This is a genomic window from Halocynthiibacter sp. C4, assembly GCF_028823805.1.
Classification (GTDB): Bacteria; Pseudomonadota; Alphaproteobacteria; order Rhodobacterales; family Rhodobacteraceae; genus Falsihalocynthiibacter; species Falsihalocynthiibacter halioticoli.
The window spans coordinates 1037067-1052255 of sequence record NZ_JAPEIE010000001.1 but is presented as its reverse complement, the minus strand read 5'-3'; the positions used below and the strand labels follow the sequence as shown (position 1 = coordinate 1052255).

Below are 15189 nucleotides of genomic sequence, written 5' to 3'. Positions count from 1 at the left end.
CAAGCTTCCGCTCAAGGAAAAGGCGCGCATATGCCGAAAAAATGCGCCTTCGCCTAAAAATTAATCAAACACCCCTGAATTGACCATTTCCATGCAGTCGGGAAATTGCCTCCTGACTGCAATCGCCGCTGGAAAACTGCGCAGCAATTGTGTAGCGCAGGGGCATGACGAATGAACTCACGCTCCGACGCCCCGATGATTGGCATTTACACCTGCGCGATGGCGATATGCTCGCGGCAGTCTTGCCCGAAACGACACGCCACTTTGCCCGCGCCATCATCATGCCTAACCTCGTGCCGCCTGTTGTAACAGGAGCGCAAGCCGCAGCCTATCGAGATCGGATCACGGCGGCGATGCCAAATGGCGCGGACTTCACTCCGTTGATGACGCTTTACCTCACAGAAGACACAGATGCAGAGGATGTCGCGAAAGCTCATGCAAGCGGGCTGATCACTGCGGTGAAGCTGTACCCTGCGGGCGCAACAACAAACTCTGCCAGCGGCGTTAGCAATTTTGACAATGTTCGCCCCGTGCTTGAGAAAATGGCCGAGATCGGCCTGCCTCTTTGTCTACACGGTGAAGTGACAGACCCTGAAATTGACATTTTTGACCGCGAGGCCGTGTTTATCGACCGTGTCCTTGATCCGATCCGCAAAAGCACCCCGGGTCTGCGCACTGTGATGGAACATATCACAACCAAAGACGGTGTGGACTACGCCAAGAGCCAAGACAATCTCGGCGCGACCATCACAACGCACCACCTTGTGATCAACCGCAACCACATCCTCGTGGGCGGCATCAAGCCACACTACTACTGCCTACCCGTTGCGAAACGTGAGTTGCACCGCGAAGCGCTGGTCGAGGCCGCCACATCGGGTGGCGCGCGCTTCTTCCTTGGAACTGACAGCGCTCCACATACGGATAAGCTCAAAGAAAATGCCTGTGGCTGCGCAGGGTGCTTCACCGCGACCAACACCATGTCAATTCTCGCCGAGGTGTTTGAAAAGCAAGGCGCCCTCGAGAAACTCGAGGCCTTCACTTCGCTGAACGGGCCCGCGTTTTATGGCCTCCCGGCAAATGAAAATACGATCACGCTCTCCAAAGGCGAGCCTGTCACCTACCCTGATAAGATCACCGTTGGCGATGAAACCGTAACCGTCTTTGACCCTGGATTTCCGCTGCATTGGCGGGTTGCGGACTAAGCTCCGCAGCGTTCAAATAGACCAATCAAACAAAAGGAACCGCTATGATCCCGAGCGCCTATCCCGACCCGAAAGAAATCGCACGACTGACTGCGCGGATGTTGCTTGAGATCGAAGCGGTACACTTCAACGCCCGCGAACCTTTCACGCTGGCCAGTGGTTTGCCGAGCCCGACTTATATTGACTGCCGCAAGTTGATTTCCTTCCCACGTATCCGCTCGACGTTGATGGACTTCCTGACTGTTACGGTCATGCGCAATGCAGGCTTTGAAGCGTTTGATAACGTGGCCGGTGGCGAAACCGCAGGCATTCCTTTTGGCGCGCTGGTTGCAGAACGTATGGCGCTGCCAATGAGCTATGTTCGCAAGAAGCCGAAAGGCTATGGCCGCAACGCACGGATCGAAGGCGCGATGAGCGAGGGCGAGCGCGTCTTGCTCGTTGAAGACCTGACAACCGACGGCGGCAGCAAGCTCTCCTTCGTGGACGCAATCCGCGAAACTGGCGCCACTTGTGGACATACAGCGGTGATCTTCTACTACGGTATCTTCCCTGAAACCGAAAAGACGCTTGGCGATCACGGGGTTACGCTGCACCACCTTTGCACATGGTGGGATGTATTGGCCGAGGCCAAAGCCTCCAATGCTTTTGACGAGGAAACATTGACAGAGGTAGAAGCCTTCCTCAACGATCCGCGCGGCTGGCAAGAGGCCCACAAGAAAGCCTGATCTGATCAACATCTAGGGGCAGTTCTTTACGGTAGCCCCTAAATATGCTAATCCACAGGTTATCCACAGAAATATACAATTTGCCAGTACAACTGGCTTTCATGTATGTCAGACGCCAAGGTCTGAGGGGACAGTATGAACGAGATTGCACCGATGCAGGACGGCGCAGGGCTTCCTGCGTTGCCGGAACAACCGTCGCAAATGGATGCGCAACCGCATAATATCGAGGCGGAGCAACAGCTTCTGGGCGCGATCCTGACCAACAACGACACCTACGATCGTGTTGCTGCAATCGTGAACTCCGCGCATTTTTACGAGCCGACTCACGCACGAATCTTTGAAGTTGCGGCAAACAGGATTGCCAAAAACCTCAACGCATCACCTGTCACGCTCAAAGCGTTTCTTGAAGATGACGAAGGGCTAAAAGAGCTCGGCGGGCCTGCCTACCTTGCCCGACTGGCCGGCGCTGCTATTTCAAGCTTTGCGGCCAAGGACTACGCCCAGATTATCTATGATCTGGCTATTCGACGCGAACTCATGGCGCTTGGTCGTGAGATTTCAGACAAAGCTGCCGCTGTGGACATTGCGAGTGAGCCGCGCGAGCAAATCGTTGAGGCCGAGCAGCGCCTCTATGCCATGGCCGAGCAAGGGCAAGGCGAAAGTGGCTTCCAATCCTTCCTCAAGGCCGTGACCGAAGCGGTTCAAGTCGCGAACACCGCCTATGAGCGCGATGGCGACCTTGCTGGTATCTCTACGGGGTTGATTGATTTGGACAAAATGCTAGGCGGCTTGCACCGTTCAGACCTTTTGATCCTCGCGGGTCGTCCCTCCATGGGGAAAACATCCTTGGCGACGAACATCGCCTATAACATCGCGAAATCGTATAAGAAGGGCAAGAAAGCCGACGGAAGCGAGGGAGCAATCAACGGCGGTGTCGTTGGGTTCTATAGCCTCGAAATGTCGGCCGAGCAGCTTGCTACGCGGATCTTGTCGGAGGCTTCCGAAGTGCCGTCCGGCCAGATCCGCAACGGCGACATGACCGAAGAAGAATTCCGCCGTTTCGTCGAAGCGGCCAAGCAGCTCGAAAGCTGCCCGCTATATATCGACGACACGCCCGCCCTGCCCATCTCGCAGCTTGCAGCCCGCGCACGGCGCCTGAAGCGGACCCATGGGCTGGACGCCTTGTTTGTGGACTATCTGCAGCTCGTTCGTCCTGCTTCGGCAAAAGATAGCCGCGTGAACGAGGTTTCGGAAATCACCCAAGGCCTCAAAGCCATCGCCAAAGAACTTGATATTCCAGTTGTGGCACTCTCGCAGTTGAGCCGGACAGTCGAGAGCCGCGATGACAAACGCCCGCAGCTCTCGGACCTCCGCGAATCTGGCTCGATTGAGCAAGACGCCGACGTTGTGATGTTCGTGTTCCGTGAGGAATACTACAAAGAGCGCGAAAAACCTGGTGATCACGAGCTTGAGAAGATGGCAACGTGGCAGGAAGAAATGGACGCGCTCCATGCGAAGGCCGAAGTCATTATCGGCAAAGCGCGACACGGCCCGATCGGCCATGTTGAGCTTTCCTTCGAAGGACAGTTCACGCGGTTTGGCAACCTTGCAAAACCATGGCAAGGACAGCCGGAGCAGCCCTAACTCCCCGAATTCTGCCAGTCGGAATGAGCGCCAGCGGATTTGCGTAAAATTCGCTTGCCTCGCCGCGATGCAAACGGCACAACCCTCTGCATGTCTACGGGAAAACTCAAAATTGATCTCGCGGCGCTGGTGGCCAACTGGCGCGCTTTGGATGCCCAAACCGGCCCAACCGTTGAAACAGCTGCGGTGGTTAAGGCTAACGGTTATGGCTGTGGCGCAGGCCGCGTTGCACGTGCGCTCGCCCAAGCAGGCGCACGCCGCTTCTTTGTCGCCACTGCCGAAGAAGGCGTCGAGATTCGCCAAGCGCTTGGACCGGGGCCGGAGGTCTGCATTTTCTCAGGGCATATGGCCGGTGATACCGACATGATCCATGATCTTGTCTTAACGCCAATGCTGAACTCCCTCGCGCAACTCACGCGGCATTTCGAGGCCTTGCCCGGAGCACCGTTTGGTATTCAGCTTGATACCGGCATGAACCGCCTCGGCATGGAAGTTGCCGAATGGGCGGCGGTGCGCGACATTGCGCTTTCGCAAAATCCGACCCTTGTGATGAGTCATCTTGCTTGCGCAGACGAGCCCGATCACTCCGCGAACGAGGCCCAACTTCAGAACTTCCGCGCCATGACCGAGGGCATCACTGCGCCCCGCTCATTGTCCGCAACGGGCGGCATTCTCTTGCCGAAGGAATATCACTTCAATCTCACGCGTCCTGGAATCGGCCTCTATGGCGGCGCACCATTTGAAGCCGCAAAGCCCGTTGTGAGCCTTTCACTCCCCGTCATCCAGACGCGCGAATTGGAAGAAGGCGAAGCCGTTGGCTACGGTTGCACATGGGTGGCCGAAGCGCCAAGCAAGCTTGCGACGGTTTCGGGCGGTTATGCCGATGGCCTCATCCGCGCCATGTCAAACAACACAGTACTTTGGTTTGGCGATACGCCTTGCCCTCTGGTTGGCCGCGTTTCCATGGACCTAATCACGGTCGACATTACGCATCTTACCGAGCGGCCCGATGCGCTCGATATTTTGTGTCCGGCGCAGACTGTTGACGATCTTGCGACTGCGGCGGGCACAATCGGCTATGAAATCCTGACCTCGCTCGGATCTCGCTATACACGACGCTATGTCGAGGCGGGTTCATGAGCGCAAGGCTGATAACCAAACCCTTGGCCGCAATTGGACGTTCGGTTTTGCAGCTTCTTGCTGCAATCGGGCGGATTGCGATCTTTGCGGCTAGCGTCATCAGCCATTTCTTCCGCCCGCCGTTTTACCTCAAAGAACTCCTGCAATCCATTCTTAACATTGGATATTTCAGCCTTCCCGTTGTCGGGTTGACGGCACTCTTCACAGGCGGTGCGCTGGCATTACAAATCTATGCAGGCGGCGCGCGTTTTTCCGCAGAAGCTGTCGTTCCTCAGATCGTTGCCATCGGTATGGTTCGCGAGCTTGGGCCTGTTCTGGTCGGCCTAATGATTGCCGCGCGTGTTACGTCATCAATTGCCGCTGAAATCGCGACGATGAAAGTCACGGAACAGATCGACGCGCTCGTAACGTTGTCAACAAACCCGATGAAATACCTCGCTGTTCCACGTGTACTGGCGGCGCTGATAACGGTTCCACTGCTCGTCGGAATTGGCGACATCATCGGCATTATGGGCGGATTTATCGTCGCAACCCAAAGCCTTGGGTTCAATGCTGCCACTTATCTTCACAACACAGCCAACTTCCTAGAACCACTCGACATCATCTCGTCTCTTGTCAAAGGCGCGGTATTCGGTGGGATCGCAGCGACCATGGGCTGCTACTACGGCATGAATTCAGGGCGCGGAGCGCAGGGAGTCGGCCGTGCGACCAAAGGCGCAGTAGAGGCGGCCGCCGTGTTGATACTTGCCGCTAACTTCCTGCTGACGGGGGTATTCTTTTCGGTATGATTACGCTCGAAGATGTTCACAAGAGTTTTGGACCCAAGCAGGTTCTACGCGGCCTTGACCTTCACGTACCGCGCGGCGAAAGCATGGTCATCATCGGGGGCTCCGGTACCGGAAAATCTATTTGCATCAAATGTATACTCGGACTTGTTACACCTGATTCAGGCCGAATTACCGTTGATGGCGTCAATGTTCAGAAAGCTGAACGAGACGCGTTTCTGGCGCGTTTCGGGATGCTGTTTCAGGGCGGCGCGCTCTTTGACTCGATGCCGATTTGGCAAAACGTTGCATTTCGCCTCATGCGCGGAAGCCTAAAGCGCCCCAAGGCCGAGGCCTATGAGATCGCCGTAGAGAAGCTGCGCCGCGTGGGGCTTTCACCTGATGTCGCCCCGCTCTATCCGGCCGAGCTTTCGGGCGGGATGCAGAAACGCGTTGGCCTTGCCCGCGCCATTGCCGCGGATCCCGAGATCATCTTTTTTGACGAGCCGACAACCGGCCTTGATCCGATTATGTCTGGTGTTATCAACGAATTGATCCGCGAGATCGTTGTGGAAATGGGGGCAACAACCGTCACGATCACCCATGATATGACCTCCGTGCGTACCATCGCAGACCGTGTTGCAATGCTCCATGACGGGGTTATTAAATGGACCGGCCCTGTTTCCGAGATGGACGCAAGCGGCGATGCCCACCTTGACCAGTTCATTCACGGCCGCGCCGATGGCCCGATTGCGAGTCTGCGTTAGCATGCTGCCCGTCTTGCATTGCGCCCGCAAACCTGCGACCCATTTCGCATGAAAACGCTGCGCATTCTCAACCTTGCCCTGCTTGTCGCTTTCCCTGTGGCATGGTTTGCGCCGCTCCTACGCGCCGGAATTCTGCCGCTGTTCAGCTTGAACGAAATTTCTGTCATGTCCGGAGTCATCGATCTTTGGCAGATCGACATTTTCCTCGCGGTCCTCGTTACCTTTTTTGCGCTTGTTGCGCCGATCTGTAAAACGCTCGGGTTGGCGATGATCCATGCTGGCCGCATGGACGCACGCGCCCTGCCCGTTTTACATCTGTTCGGTCGTTTAGCTATGGCAGACATATTCCTGATTTCGCTGTATATTGTTGTGATCAAGGGCATTGGTGTTGGCCGCGTCGAAACCGGTTGGGGTCTGTATTTGTTTACGGCCTGTGTTTTGCTCAGCCTCTGGGTTTCATTCACCACAGAACGCTTGGAAAAGGCCGCGAAGAAGGACATAAATGCGCATGGCTAAATCCAAGAATTTTGTTTGCAAAGAATGCGCGGCGACCTTTTCGAAATGGTCAGGCAAATGTGATAACTGCGGCGCATGGAACACGATCTCCGAGGAGGTTCCGTTTTCGTCTGGCCCTGCTGGAAAGTCACTTGGCTCCAAACGCGGCACGCCGATGGCTCTTTTCGATTTGGCGACCGAAGAAGCGCAACCACCCCGCACCCGTTCCGGCTCAAGCGAGTTGAACCGCGTTTTAGGCGGCGGCTTGGTCCCTGCCAGCGCGGTTCTTGTGGGCGGTGATCCAGGTATCGGGAAATCAACACTCTTACTTCAAGCAGCGGCGAGCTTTGCCCGTGCGGGCCTCAAAACGATCTATGTATCAGGTGAAGAAGCCAGCGCGCAGGTGCGCATGCGCGCTCAAAGGCTCGGACTTCAGGAAGCGCCCGTGAAGCTCGCAGCGGAAACCAACCTCCGCGATATTCTCACAACACTTGAGGCCGAGAAGCCCGATCTTGTTATCATCGACTCAATTCAAACTATGTGGGCCGACACGGTCGATAGCGCGCCGGGTAGTGTGAGCCAAGTTCGCGCTGCCTGTCATGAGCTTACGACATTTGCCAAACGCAAGGGCATAACCATGATCCTTGTCGGCCATGTCACCAAGGAAGGTCAGATTGCCGGCCCGCGCGTGGTCGAGCATATGGTCGATACCGTTTTGTACTTCGAAGGCGAGCGCGGCCATCAGTTCCGCGTGCTACGTGCGGTTAAGAACCGTTTTGGCCCTGCTGACGAGATCGGCGTGTTCGAGATGACAGGCAAAGGTTTGGCCGAAGTCAAAAACCCCTCGGCACTGTTTATAGGAGATCGCGCCAACCCCGTTCCGGGCAGCGTTGTATTCGCAGGAATCGAAGGCACTCGCCCAGTTCTCGTTGAGTTTCAGGCGCTTGTCGCTCCGAGCCCTCATGCACAGGCCCGCCGCACCGTTGTTGGGTGGGACGGCAGCAGACTCGCCATGATTTTGGCCGTTCTTGAGGCCCGCTGCGGCGTTCCTTTTACCGGCTTGGACGTGTACTTGAACGTCGCAGGCGGCATGCGTGTGAGCGAACCGGCGGCTGATCTGGCTGTTGCGGCTGCGCTACTTTCTGCACGGGAAGATCATTCTTTGCCGTCTGAGACTGTGGTTTTTGGCGAAATTAGCCTATCAGGGGCTTTAAGGCCCGTTGGTCAAATGGAAAACCGGTTGAAAGAAGCAGGGAAACTGGGCTTCTCTTCCGCCATTGCACCATCGGGGGGCAAGAAAAGAGACCACGCGGACATGCAGGTTCGATATATGTCGGATTTGGCAAGTTTCGTTAAAGATACTTTCGGGGAAAACTAACCCCTACAGGAGAAGACATGGAAGGCTTTACCATTGTAGACGGCGCGGTTGCTGTCGTCATCCTCATCTCGGCGCTGCTTGCGTATTCACGCGGGTTGGTTCGCGAGACCTTGTCTATTGCCAGTTGGATCGCTGCGGCGGTCATTGCTTATATTTTCGCACCCAAAGCCGAGCCGCTGGTTCGGGAAATTCCGATTCTCAACGATTTCATTGGCGGCCAATGCGAGCTTTCCCTTGGGGCGAGTTTTGCAATTGTAGGTATTGTGGCGCTTGTGGTCTTGTCGATCTTCACGCCAATATTCTCTAACGTCGTGCAACGCAGCGTGCTGGGCGGGCTCGACCAAGGGCTTGGCTTCCTGTTCGGCGCGGCGCGTGGTGCACTTCTCGTTGCTGTGGCGTTGTGGCTCTATAACTGGGCCGTTACGGATGAGCCGATTGCGGTTATCGAAGATAGCCGAAGCGCCGAAGTATTTGGTCAGCTTTCTGATCGTGTGGGCAATGCGGTTCCAACCGATGTTCCGGGATGGCTTGAGACAAACATGGAAGAATTCCTTGCTCAGTGCGAACCCGCAACCGAGACCACCGTCATCGAATAACATCTTCGTACAGAACGTACGACACGAGGTCGGGCAAGAATTGCCCGGCCTTTTTTGTGCCAAGCGGCTAATTCCTGAGCAATGCGCCGCCACTATCCATGAAATATGACATTTTCCTAACTGCGGATGGGTGACACCGCCGCCGCAACGCCTTAAGAGAAGGGCGACAGAGACATGGATTCGGAGCTGCAATGCGTGACATGCCCCCCGCCCACCCGTTCGATGATGACAAACTCAAGGAAGAGTGCGGTATTTTCGGAGTTGTCGGCGTTGCCGATGCAGCCAATTTCGTAGCGCTCGGACTTCATGCGCTTCAGCATCGCGGACAAGAGGCAGGCGGCATTGTTGTCCATGATGCCGAACAAGGGTTCAACTCCGCCCGTCGCTTTGGATATGTACGCGACAACTTCACCTCCCATTCAGTTATGAAAACCCTGCCCGGCCCCATTGGCATCGGGCATGTGCGCTATTCAACTGCGGGCTCCAAAGGAGCAACCGCGATCCGCGACGTACAGCCTTTCTTTGGAGAGTTTTCCATGGGCGGCGCCGCGATTGCACACAACGGCAACATCACCAACGCCGATGCCTTGCGCCGCGATCTGATCGAACGTGGCTCCATCTTCCAAAGCAGCTCCGACAGCGAATGCATCATTCACCTGATGGCACGCTCCATGCAGCGCAACATCCCCGAACGGATGAAAGACGCGCTGCGTTCGGTTGAGGGTGCGTTCTCGGTGGTTGCCATGACCCGCACAAAACTCATTGGCGTGCGCGACCCTCTGGGCGTTCGCCCGCTGGTTCTGGGCCGTCTTGGCGAAGGGTGGGCTCTGTCTTCGGAGACCTGTGCGCTGGATATTATCGGCGCGGATTTCGTTCGTGAAATCGAGCCCGGCGAGATGGTCGTCATCACAGAAAATGGCGTTGAAAGCCACCGTCCGTTTGAGCAAAAGCCGAGCCGCTTCTGTATCTTTGAACACGTTTACTTTAGCCGCCCGGACAGTATCATCGGTGGCCGCTCGGTCTATGAAACACGCCGCCAAATCGGGGTTGAGTTGGCCCGCGAAACTCCGGTCGAAGCCGATTTGGTTTGCCCAGTTCCGGATTCTGGCACCCCTGCTGCGATTGGCTACAGTCAGGAAAGCGGCATCCCCTATGCAATGGGGATTATCCGTAACCAATATATGGGCCGGACGTTTATCGAGCCGAGCGAGCAAATCCGCAACATGGGGGTGCGCCTCAAGCTAAACGTCAACCGCGCGCTCATTCGCGGCAAGCGGGTCATCCTCGTGGATGATTCCGTTGTGCGCGGCACGACAAGCCGCAAGATTAAGGAAATGATCCTGGATGCAGGGGCCAAAGAGGTTCACTTCCGAATTGCCTCTCCCCCTACCATGTGGCCCTGTTTCTATGGCGTAGATACGCCTGAACGGGAAAAGCTTCTGGCGGCCACCATGAGTGAAGAGGAAATGCGCAAACATCTTGGCGTGAACAGCCTCAAATTTATCTCGCTCGATGGCCTCTACCGCGCGGTTGGCGAAGCGAATGGCCGCGATGCCAAGGCTCCGCAGTATTGCGATGCCTGCTTCTCTGGTGAGTACCCTGTGCGCCCTGCAGATATGATTGCCAAAGGGTTTGAACTCAAGGCAGCGGAATAAGCCGGATATAGGTCTGGAGGGCAAACATGAGCGAACCCATCAAGTTTCGCCCCCATCATTTCCTCTGTTCGCTTGGCTTTCAGGGCAAGGGCTATTCGCCGGAATTCACCCAGAACATGTATGAGATCGTTGTCGAGCGCCTGCGGGCGAAAGGCGGCGATGAAGAGGTAATCCAGACCGTCGGGCTTAGCGATGATATTTGCGGCCCCTGCCCCAAACGGCGCGGACGGCTATGCACAGAGCAGAGTAAGATCAAATCGCTGGATCGCGCACATGCGGCGGCGTTGAAGCTTAAGCCGAACGAGCAGCTCACGTGGGGCGAAGCCAAAGCGCGGATCAAAGCAAATGTGCCTTCTGGGCACCTGTCCGAGATCTGTAAGGGCTGCCAGTGGCTGGAATACGGTCTTTGCGAGACAGCTTTGGCAGAGCTTCACGCGGAAGCGTAACAGGCCACCAAACATCCATCGCCCATGAAAAAAAGCGCCGCGTGAACCCACACGGCGCTTTCGAAATTCTAACCCGTCTAATCTGCGGGTGTACAGGCCTTAGCCCTTGCGCAGTTCCAGAGCTTTCCATGCACCGGATACAACCAGCGCAGCGATAACGGCCTTAACCACATCGCCAATCAGGAACGGCTGAGCAAACCCAGCAATTACCTTCGCCGCAGGAAGTCCAGCCCAGCCAGCTTCGACACCAGCCACAGAGGCAACGCCAAGCGGCCATGCAAGGCCAGGAACGTAAAGTAGCGCGGATACAGCAACAGCAACGAGCGCCGTGCTGAAGAAGCCCTTGGCAAAACCGCGATCAGCAGCGAGGCCAGCAAGGTAAGCCATGCCCACAAAACCAATCAGGAAGCCACCAGTTGGGCCAACGAATGTTGCAAGGCCAAGACCACCGTTTGCGAATACAGGCAGACCCATCGCGCCTTCGGCCAGATAAGCCACGAGTGTTGCGGCACCAAGGCGCGCGCCGAATGTGAGGCCAACAATCAGAATGGCCAGTGTTTGCAGCGTCATCGGCACGGGGAACATCGGCACAGAAACTTGTGCGGCCAATGCGATGAAAAGCGAACCAGTCAGGACCATCATCCCTTTGGTTACGAGGGAGTTGGAGCCGATCAGGGCTTTGGATAATGTCATTTTGGTCTCCTTGAGGACATGCTCTCAGGCTTGTTTTTGGGCAATATGCCGCGAATGTCAAGGAACCGCTTGCAAGGACGAGGGACTAATGACAAACGAAGGCATGACAAACTCAACCGACAAAATCGCCCTTATCACAGGGGCCTCGCGCGGTCTTGGTGCGGCATTGGCCGAAGCCTTGGCTCCGACCCATCATATTATCGCGGTGGCCCGCACATCGGGCGCGCTTGAAGAGTTGGACGACCGTATCAAAGCGAAAGGCGGCAGCGCCACACTTGCGCCACTTGATATTTGTGACCAAGGCGCAATGCAGCATCTCTGCCGTTCGGTATATGATCGTTGGGGGCATGTTGACCTCTGGGCGCATACGGCCATTCACGGAGCGCCTCTTGCCCCAAGTGGACATGTAGACCCCAAAGATTTCGACAAATCCATGACCTGCAACGCGACAGCCGCGCAGCGTTTGATCACCTATGTCGAGCCACTTTTGCTTGCCGCCGAAAACGGAACCGCGCTGTTCTTCGACGATGACGCCCCCGGTGTTCGCTATTTCGGTAGTTATGGTGCGAGCAAGGCCGCGCAAATGGCGCTTGTGCGTTCGTGGCGTGGCGAAACGCAATCCACCGGCCCACGCGTGGTGATTGCCAAGCCCAAGCCGATGCCAACGGGCCTGCGGGCTCGCTTCTTCCCGGGTGAAGATCGCGCACCACTTGCTTCGCCGCATGAGGAAGCGAAAAAGGCTTTGGACCTGCTCCAGCAGCCATAACGCGCCGACCAAGCCGCAAGTTGCGCCTGATTAATACGCCTGTGGTGACAATCTGGCACCAAACAACCGCATCCTCGCGTTTTCTCGCGCTTGCGCTTGTGGAATTCTTTACCTCCCCCTTCCGCTGTTCTAGGACATGAATATCAAGCAGCGGGAGGCACAATGCGTATTCTCATAACCAACGACGACGGGATCAACGCACCGGGGCTCAAAACCCTGCATAAGATCGCCGAAGAGCTTGCCGGACCAGACGGAGAAGTCTGGACGGTCGCACCTGCTTTCGAACAATCCGGCGTTGGGCATTGCATCAGCTATACCAACCCGCTTGCGATGGCCCAACTGGGAGAGCGCGTGTTCACGACCGAAGGCAGCCCCGCAGATTGCGTTTTGGCCGCGCTCTATGACGTGATGCCGGAAAACCGCCCCGACCTTGTGCTTTCAGGCGTAAATCGCGGCAACAACGCTGCCGAAAATACGCTCTATTCCGGTACTATCGGCGGCGCCATGGAGGCCGCTTTGCAAGGCGTCCCATCAATCGCGCTTTCGCAATACTATGGCCCAGACAACGCACAGCTTGATGACCCATTCGAAGCCGCCGCCGAACATGGCGCGGATACTGTCCGACGAATTCTCGCTGCCAATCCCGAAGAATCCGAGGATTACCGCCTGTTTTATAACGTGAACTTCCCGCCTGTGGCCGCTGCTGCCGTGAAGGGCTTGCGCACAACAACCCAAGGATATCGGCGCGGCACAAATTTCTCGACAGAGCCGCATATGTCGCCCTCTGGTCGCCGGTTCCTTTGGATACGGGGCGGCAACCAGCATGTTGATACAGCCGAAGGCACAGATGCCGCTGCAAACCTAGCGGGCTATATCTCGGTCACCCCCATGCGCGCCGACCTCACCGCCCACGATGCATTTGCCGCGATCAAGGGGCAACTCGACACATGAACGACGCCGAACGGAAAATGCAATTCTTATACGCCCTAAGATCAAAGGGCGTTACGGATAAGCGCGTTTTAACGGCGATGGAAAAGATCGACCGCGGGCCTTTTGTTCGCGGTGTGTTTGCCGAGCGCGCCTATGAAGATATGCCGCTGCCGATTGCCTGTGGCCAAACAATCAGCCAGCCTTCTGTTGTTGGCGTGATGACGCAGGCGCTCAACGTTTCTCCGCGCGACAAGGTTCTTGAGGTGGGCACCGGCTCTGGCTATCAGGCCGCAATTCTTAGCCAATTGGCACGCCGCGTTTACACAGTGGACCGCCACCGTCGCCTTGTTCGAGAAGCACAGCAGATCTTCAACGAACTTGACCTAACCAACATCACGGCTTTCTCTGCGGATGGTAGCTTTGGCCTACCGGATCAAGCGCCGTTTGACCGGATCCTTGTTACCGCAGCCGCCGAAGATGCACCCGGCCCTTTGCTTTCACAATTGCGCGAGGGTGGCATTATGGTGCTGCCAGTTGGCCAATCAGATACCGTACAAAGCCTTATCAAGGTCACAAGAACCGAAAACGGCTTTGAATACGACGAATTGCGCGATGTGCGCTTTGTTCCGCTGCTCGAAGGGCTAAGCGACGAATAATAGCCTACAACGTGCACTAAACTCGTGTATAATGACCCCATAAGCTCGGCAAACGAGCATAAGAAAATTGAGGAATATCCTATGCAGCCCCCACGTTCCGGCGCTTTGGCGCTGTTTGAGGCCACAGGCAAATTTCAGAATTCCAAGACGCGCAACCTAAGCCCGCGTCTCAAAACCGTCGTGTTCGGCGGCGCGCTGATGGCGCTCGCCGCGTGCAACCAAGGTTTAGATTGGGACATGCGCGGTAATTTCGGCGATGCCTATTCCACCTCCTCCGCAGTGCAACAGGCCAGCAAACCGGCCCCTGCCCCCGACAATCGCGGCGTCGTGTCCTACCCGAGCTATCAGGTTGTACTGGCCCGTCAGGGCGACACAGTTCGAGACGTGGCTGGCCGTGTCGGCGTTGATGCGACAGCGCTTGCGAAATACAACGGCATTCAGCCAGATGTGAAACTGCGCCAAGGCGAGTTGCTCGCGCTTCCCAACCGCGTTGCGGAACCTTCTGCGGCTACGGGCGCGCCAACAGAAGCAATCGATATCACGACAATTGCGGGCAGCGCGATTGAGCGCTCTTCGACCGCTCCACAGCAGAACACCAATATCAACACCGCCAAGCCAAACGAAACTTCGCCCAAGAAGCCAGAACCGATCCGTCACCGCGTTGCGAGTGGCGAGACGGCCTATTCGATCTCGCGGCTTTATAATGTGAACGTGAAATCCCTTGCGGAATGGAACGGGCTTGGCAGTGATCTGAGTGTTCGCGAAGGGCAATTCCTCCTTATTCCGCTCCCAGCAGAGCAAGCCGCTCCGCAAAAGGTCGAAGTGGTTAAGCAACCAGGAGCTGGTTCTGCGACACCGGTTCCCCCAAGCGCAAGTGAAGCGCTGCCAAAGCCAGTGCCCGTTAAAGCACCGGAAGAAGTAAAGGCTCCCGATCTGAGTATGTCAGAGAAAGAAGCCGCCAAAGCAACGCGCTTCTCTATGCCTGTTCAAGGCAGCATCATCCGCGCCTATTCCAAAGGCAAGAACGACGGTATTGATATCGGCGCGACTGCCGGTAGCGCGGTCAAAGCAGCGGATGCCGGAACGGTTGCAGCGATCACAACGAACACCGACGGTGTAACGATTGTTGTGCTGCGCCATGCGGATGGACTTCTGACGATCTATGCAAACGTCGAGGGCGTATCGATCAAGAAGGGCGATAAGGTGAAGCGAAACCAGGCGATCGCCAAGGTCCGCAATGGCAACCCATCCTATCTGCACTTCGAAGTGCGCAAAGGCTTTGATAGCGTCGATCCGATGCCCTATCTTTCATAAGCGACAATATTCAAAACA

The 15189-nt window shown here is 56.3% G+C and carries 16 protein-coding genes; 15 read left to right on the top strand and 1 reads right to left on the bottom strand.

Going from position 1 to position 15189, the window contains the following annotated elements:
• The first annotated feature begins 164 nt into the window (after window positions 1-164).
• The 11 genes from pyrC (at window position 165) to OU789_RS05055 (ending at window position 10812) form a co-directional block, all read left to right on the top strand.
• Entirely contained in the window at window positions 165-1202 is a 1038-nt protein-coding gene (gene pyrC / locus OU789_RS05105) for a dihydroorotase (protein ID WP_274653850.1), read from the top strand.
• 44 nt (window positions 1203-1246) lie between these two features.
• On the top strand, window positions 1247-1927 hold the full coding sequence (locus tag OU789_RS05100) for an orotate phosphoribosyltransferase (protein WP_263953522.1): 681 nt from the start codon (window positions 1247-1249) through the stop codon (window positions 1925-1927).
• 135 nt (window positions 1928-2062) lie between these two features.
• Window positions 2063-3571: a replicative DNA helicase gene (locus tag OU789_RS05095; protein ID WP_394358494.1), complete on the top strand. Its 1509-nt coding sequence runs from the start codon at window positions 2063-2065 to the stop codon at window positions 3569-3571.
• Between the two features lie 90 nt (window positions 3572-3661).
• A complete protein-coding gene (alr, locus tag OU789_RS05090; protein WP_263953523.1) occupies window positions 3662-4711 on the top strand; it encodes an alanine racemase in 1050 nt (349 codons plus the stop codon).
• On the top strand, window positions 4708-5499 hold the full coding sequence (locus tag OU789_RS05085; protein ID WP_274653849.1) for an MlaE family ABC transporter permease: 792 nt from the start codon (window positions 4708-4710) through the stop codon (window positions 5497-5499). Before alr ends, OU789_RS05085 begins: the two co-directional genes overlap by 4 nt.
• On the top strand, window positions 5496-6242 hold the full coding sequence (locus tag OU789_RS05080) for an ABC transporter ATP-binding protein (RefSeq protein ID WP_263953525.1): 747 nt from the start codon (window positions 5496-5498) through the stop codon (window positions 6240-6242). Before OU789_RS05085 ends, OU789_RS05080 begins: the two co-directional genes overlap by 4 nt.
• 48 nt (window positions 6243-6290) lie before the next feature.
• Window positions 6291-6758: a paraquat-inducible protein A gene (locus tag OU789_RS05075; protein WP_263953526.1), complete on the top strand. Its 468-nt coding sequence runs from the start codon at window positions 6291-6293 to the stop codon at window positions 6756-6758.
• Window positions 6751-8115 carry a DNA repair protein RadA gene (radA, locus tag OU789_RS05070; protein WP_263953527.1) on the top strand — a complete coding sequence of 455 codons (1365 nt, stop codon included), beginning with the start codon at window positions 6751-6753 and terminating at the stop codon, window positions 8113-8115. The genes OU789_RS05075 and radA overlap by 8 nt, the downstream gene beginning before the upstream one ends.
• 17 nt (window positions 8116-8132) lie before the next feature.
• Entirely contained in the window at window positions 8133-8711 is a 579-nt protein-coding gene (locus tag OU789_RS05065) for a CvpA family protein (RefSeq protein WP_274653848.1), read from the top strand.
• A 200-nt stretch (window positions 8712-8911) separates the two neighbouring features.
• On the top strand, window positions 8912-10366 hold the full coding sequence (purF, locus tag OU789_RS05060) for an amidophosphoribosyltransferase (RefSeq protein WP_263954424.1): 1455 nt from the start codon (window positions 8912-8914) through the stop codon (window positions 10364-10366).
• A gap of 26 nt (window positions 10367-10392) precedes the next feature.
• Complete coding sequence (locus tag OU789_RS05055; protein WP_274653847.1) at window positions 10393-10812, top strand: DUF1284 domain-containing protein; 420 nt, start codon at window positions 10393-10395, stop codon at window positions 10810-10812.
• 99 nt (window positions 10813-10911) lie between these two features.
• Here OU789_RS05055 and OU789_RS05050 read toward each other — a convergent pair whose 3' ends face one another.
• Window positions 10912-11505 (bottom strand): biotin transporter BioY, encoded by a 594-nt coding sequence (locus OU789_RS05050; protein ID WP_274653846.1) that lies wholly within the window; start codon window positions 11503-11505, stop codon window positions 10912-10914.
• Window positions 11506-11593: 88 nt separating this feature from the next.
• Here OU789_RS05050 and OU789_RS05045 point away from each other — a divergent pair, with 88 nt between their 5' ends.
• The 4 genes from OU789_RS05045 (at window position 11594) to OU789_RS05030 (ending at window position 15171) form a co-directional block, all read left to right on the top strand.
• A complete protein-coding gene (locus OU789_RS05045) occupies window positions 11594-12271 on the top strand; it encodes an SDR family NAD(P)-dependent oxidoreductase (RefSeq protein WP_263953531.1) in 678 nt (225 codons plus the stop codon).
• A 162-nt stretch (window positions 12272-12433) separates the two neighbouring features.
• A complete protein-coding gene (gene surE, locus OU789_RS05040; RefSeq protein ID WP_274653845.1) occupies window positions 12434-13222 on the top strand; it encodes a 5'/3'-nucleotidase SurE in 789 nt (262 codons plus the stop codon).
• Window positions 13219-13857, top strand: coding sequence for a protein-L-isoaspartate(D-aspartate) O-methyltransferase (locus OU789_RS05035; RefSeq protein WP_263953533.1), 639 nt, complete (start codon window positions 13219-13221; stop codon window positions 13855-13857). The genes surE and OU789_RS05035 overlap by 4 nt, the downstream gene beginning before the upstream one ends.
• A gap of 81 nt (window positions 13858-13938) precedes the next feature.
• The gene (locus OU789_RS05030) at window positions 13939-15171 is read left to right on the top strand and encodes a M23 family metallopeptidase (RefSeq protein WP_274653844.1); all 1233 of its coding nucleotides are present in this window, start codon (window positions 13939-13941) and stop codon (window positions 15169-15171) included.
• Window positions 15172-15189: the final 18 nt, after the last annotated feature.

Bases quoted from the DNA above. Each gene is read 5' to 3' on its own strand.
- pyrC (WP_274653850.1), top strand. From the start codon at position 165: ATGACGAATGAACTCACGCTCCGACGCCCCGATGATTGGCATTTACAC.
- OU789_RS05100 (WP_263953522.1), top strand. From the start codon at position 1,247: ATGATCCCGAGCGCCTATCCCGACCCGAAAGAAATCGCACGACTGACT.
- OU789_RS05095 (WP_394358494.1), top strand. From the start codon at position 2,063: ATGAACGAGATTGCACCGATGCAGGACGGCGCAGGGCTTCCTGCGTTG.
- alr (WP_263953523.1), top strand. From the start codon at position 3,662: ATGTCTACGGGAAAACTCAAAATTGATCTCGCGGCGCTGGTGGCCAAC.
- OU789_RS05085 (WP_274653849.1), top strand. From the start codon at position 4,708: ATGAGCGCAAGGCTGATAACCAAACCCTTGGCCGCAATTGGACGTTCG.
- OU789_RS05080 (WP_263953525.1), top strand. From the start codon at position 5,496: ATGATTACGCTCGAAGATGTTCACAAGAGTTTTGGACCCAAGCAGGTT.
- OU789_RS05075 (WP_263953526.1), top strand. From the start codon at position 6,291: ATGAAAACGCTGCGCATTCTCAACCTTGCCCTGCTTGTCGCTTTCCCT.
- radA (WP_263953527.1), top strand. From the start codon at position 6,751: ATGGCTAAATCCAAGAATTTTGTTTGCAAAGAATGCGCGGCGACCTTT.
- OU789_RS05065 (WP_274653848.1), top strand. From the start codon at position 8,133: ATGGAAGGCTTTACCATTGTAGACGGCGCGGTTGCTGTCGTCATCCTC.
- purF (WP_263954424.1), top strand. From the start codon at position 8,912: ATGCCCCCCGCCCACCCGTTCGATGATGACAAACTCAAGGAAGAGTGC.
- OU789_RS05055 (WP_274653847.1), top strand. From the start codon at position 10,393: ATGAGCGAACCCATCAAGTTTCGCCCCCATCATTTCCTCTGTTCGCTT.
- OU789_RS05050 (WP_274653846.1), bottom strand. From the start codon at position 11,505: ATGACATTATCCAAAGCCCTGATCGGCTCCAACTCCCTCGTAACCAAA.
- OU789_RS05045 (WP_263953531.1), top strand. From the start codon at position 11,594: ATGACAAACGAAGGCATGACAAACTCAACCGACAAAATCGCCCTTATC.
- surE (WP_274653845.1), top strand. From the start codon at position 12,434: ATGCGTATTCTCATAACCAACGACGACGGGATCAACGCACCGGGGCTC.
- OU789_RS05035 (WP_263953533.1), top strand. From the start codon at position 13,219: ATGAACGACGCCGAACGGAAAATGCAATTCTTATACGCCCTAAGATCA.
- OU789_RS05030 (WP_274653844.1), top strand. From the start codon at position 13,939: ATGCAGCCCCCACGTTCCGGCGCTTTGGCGCTGTTTGAGGCCACAGGC.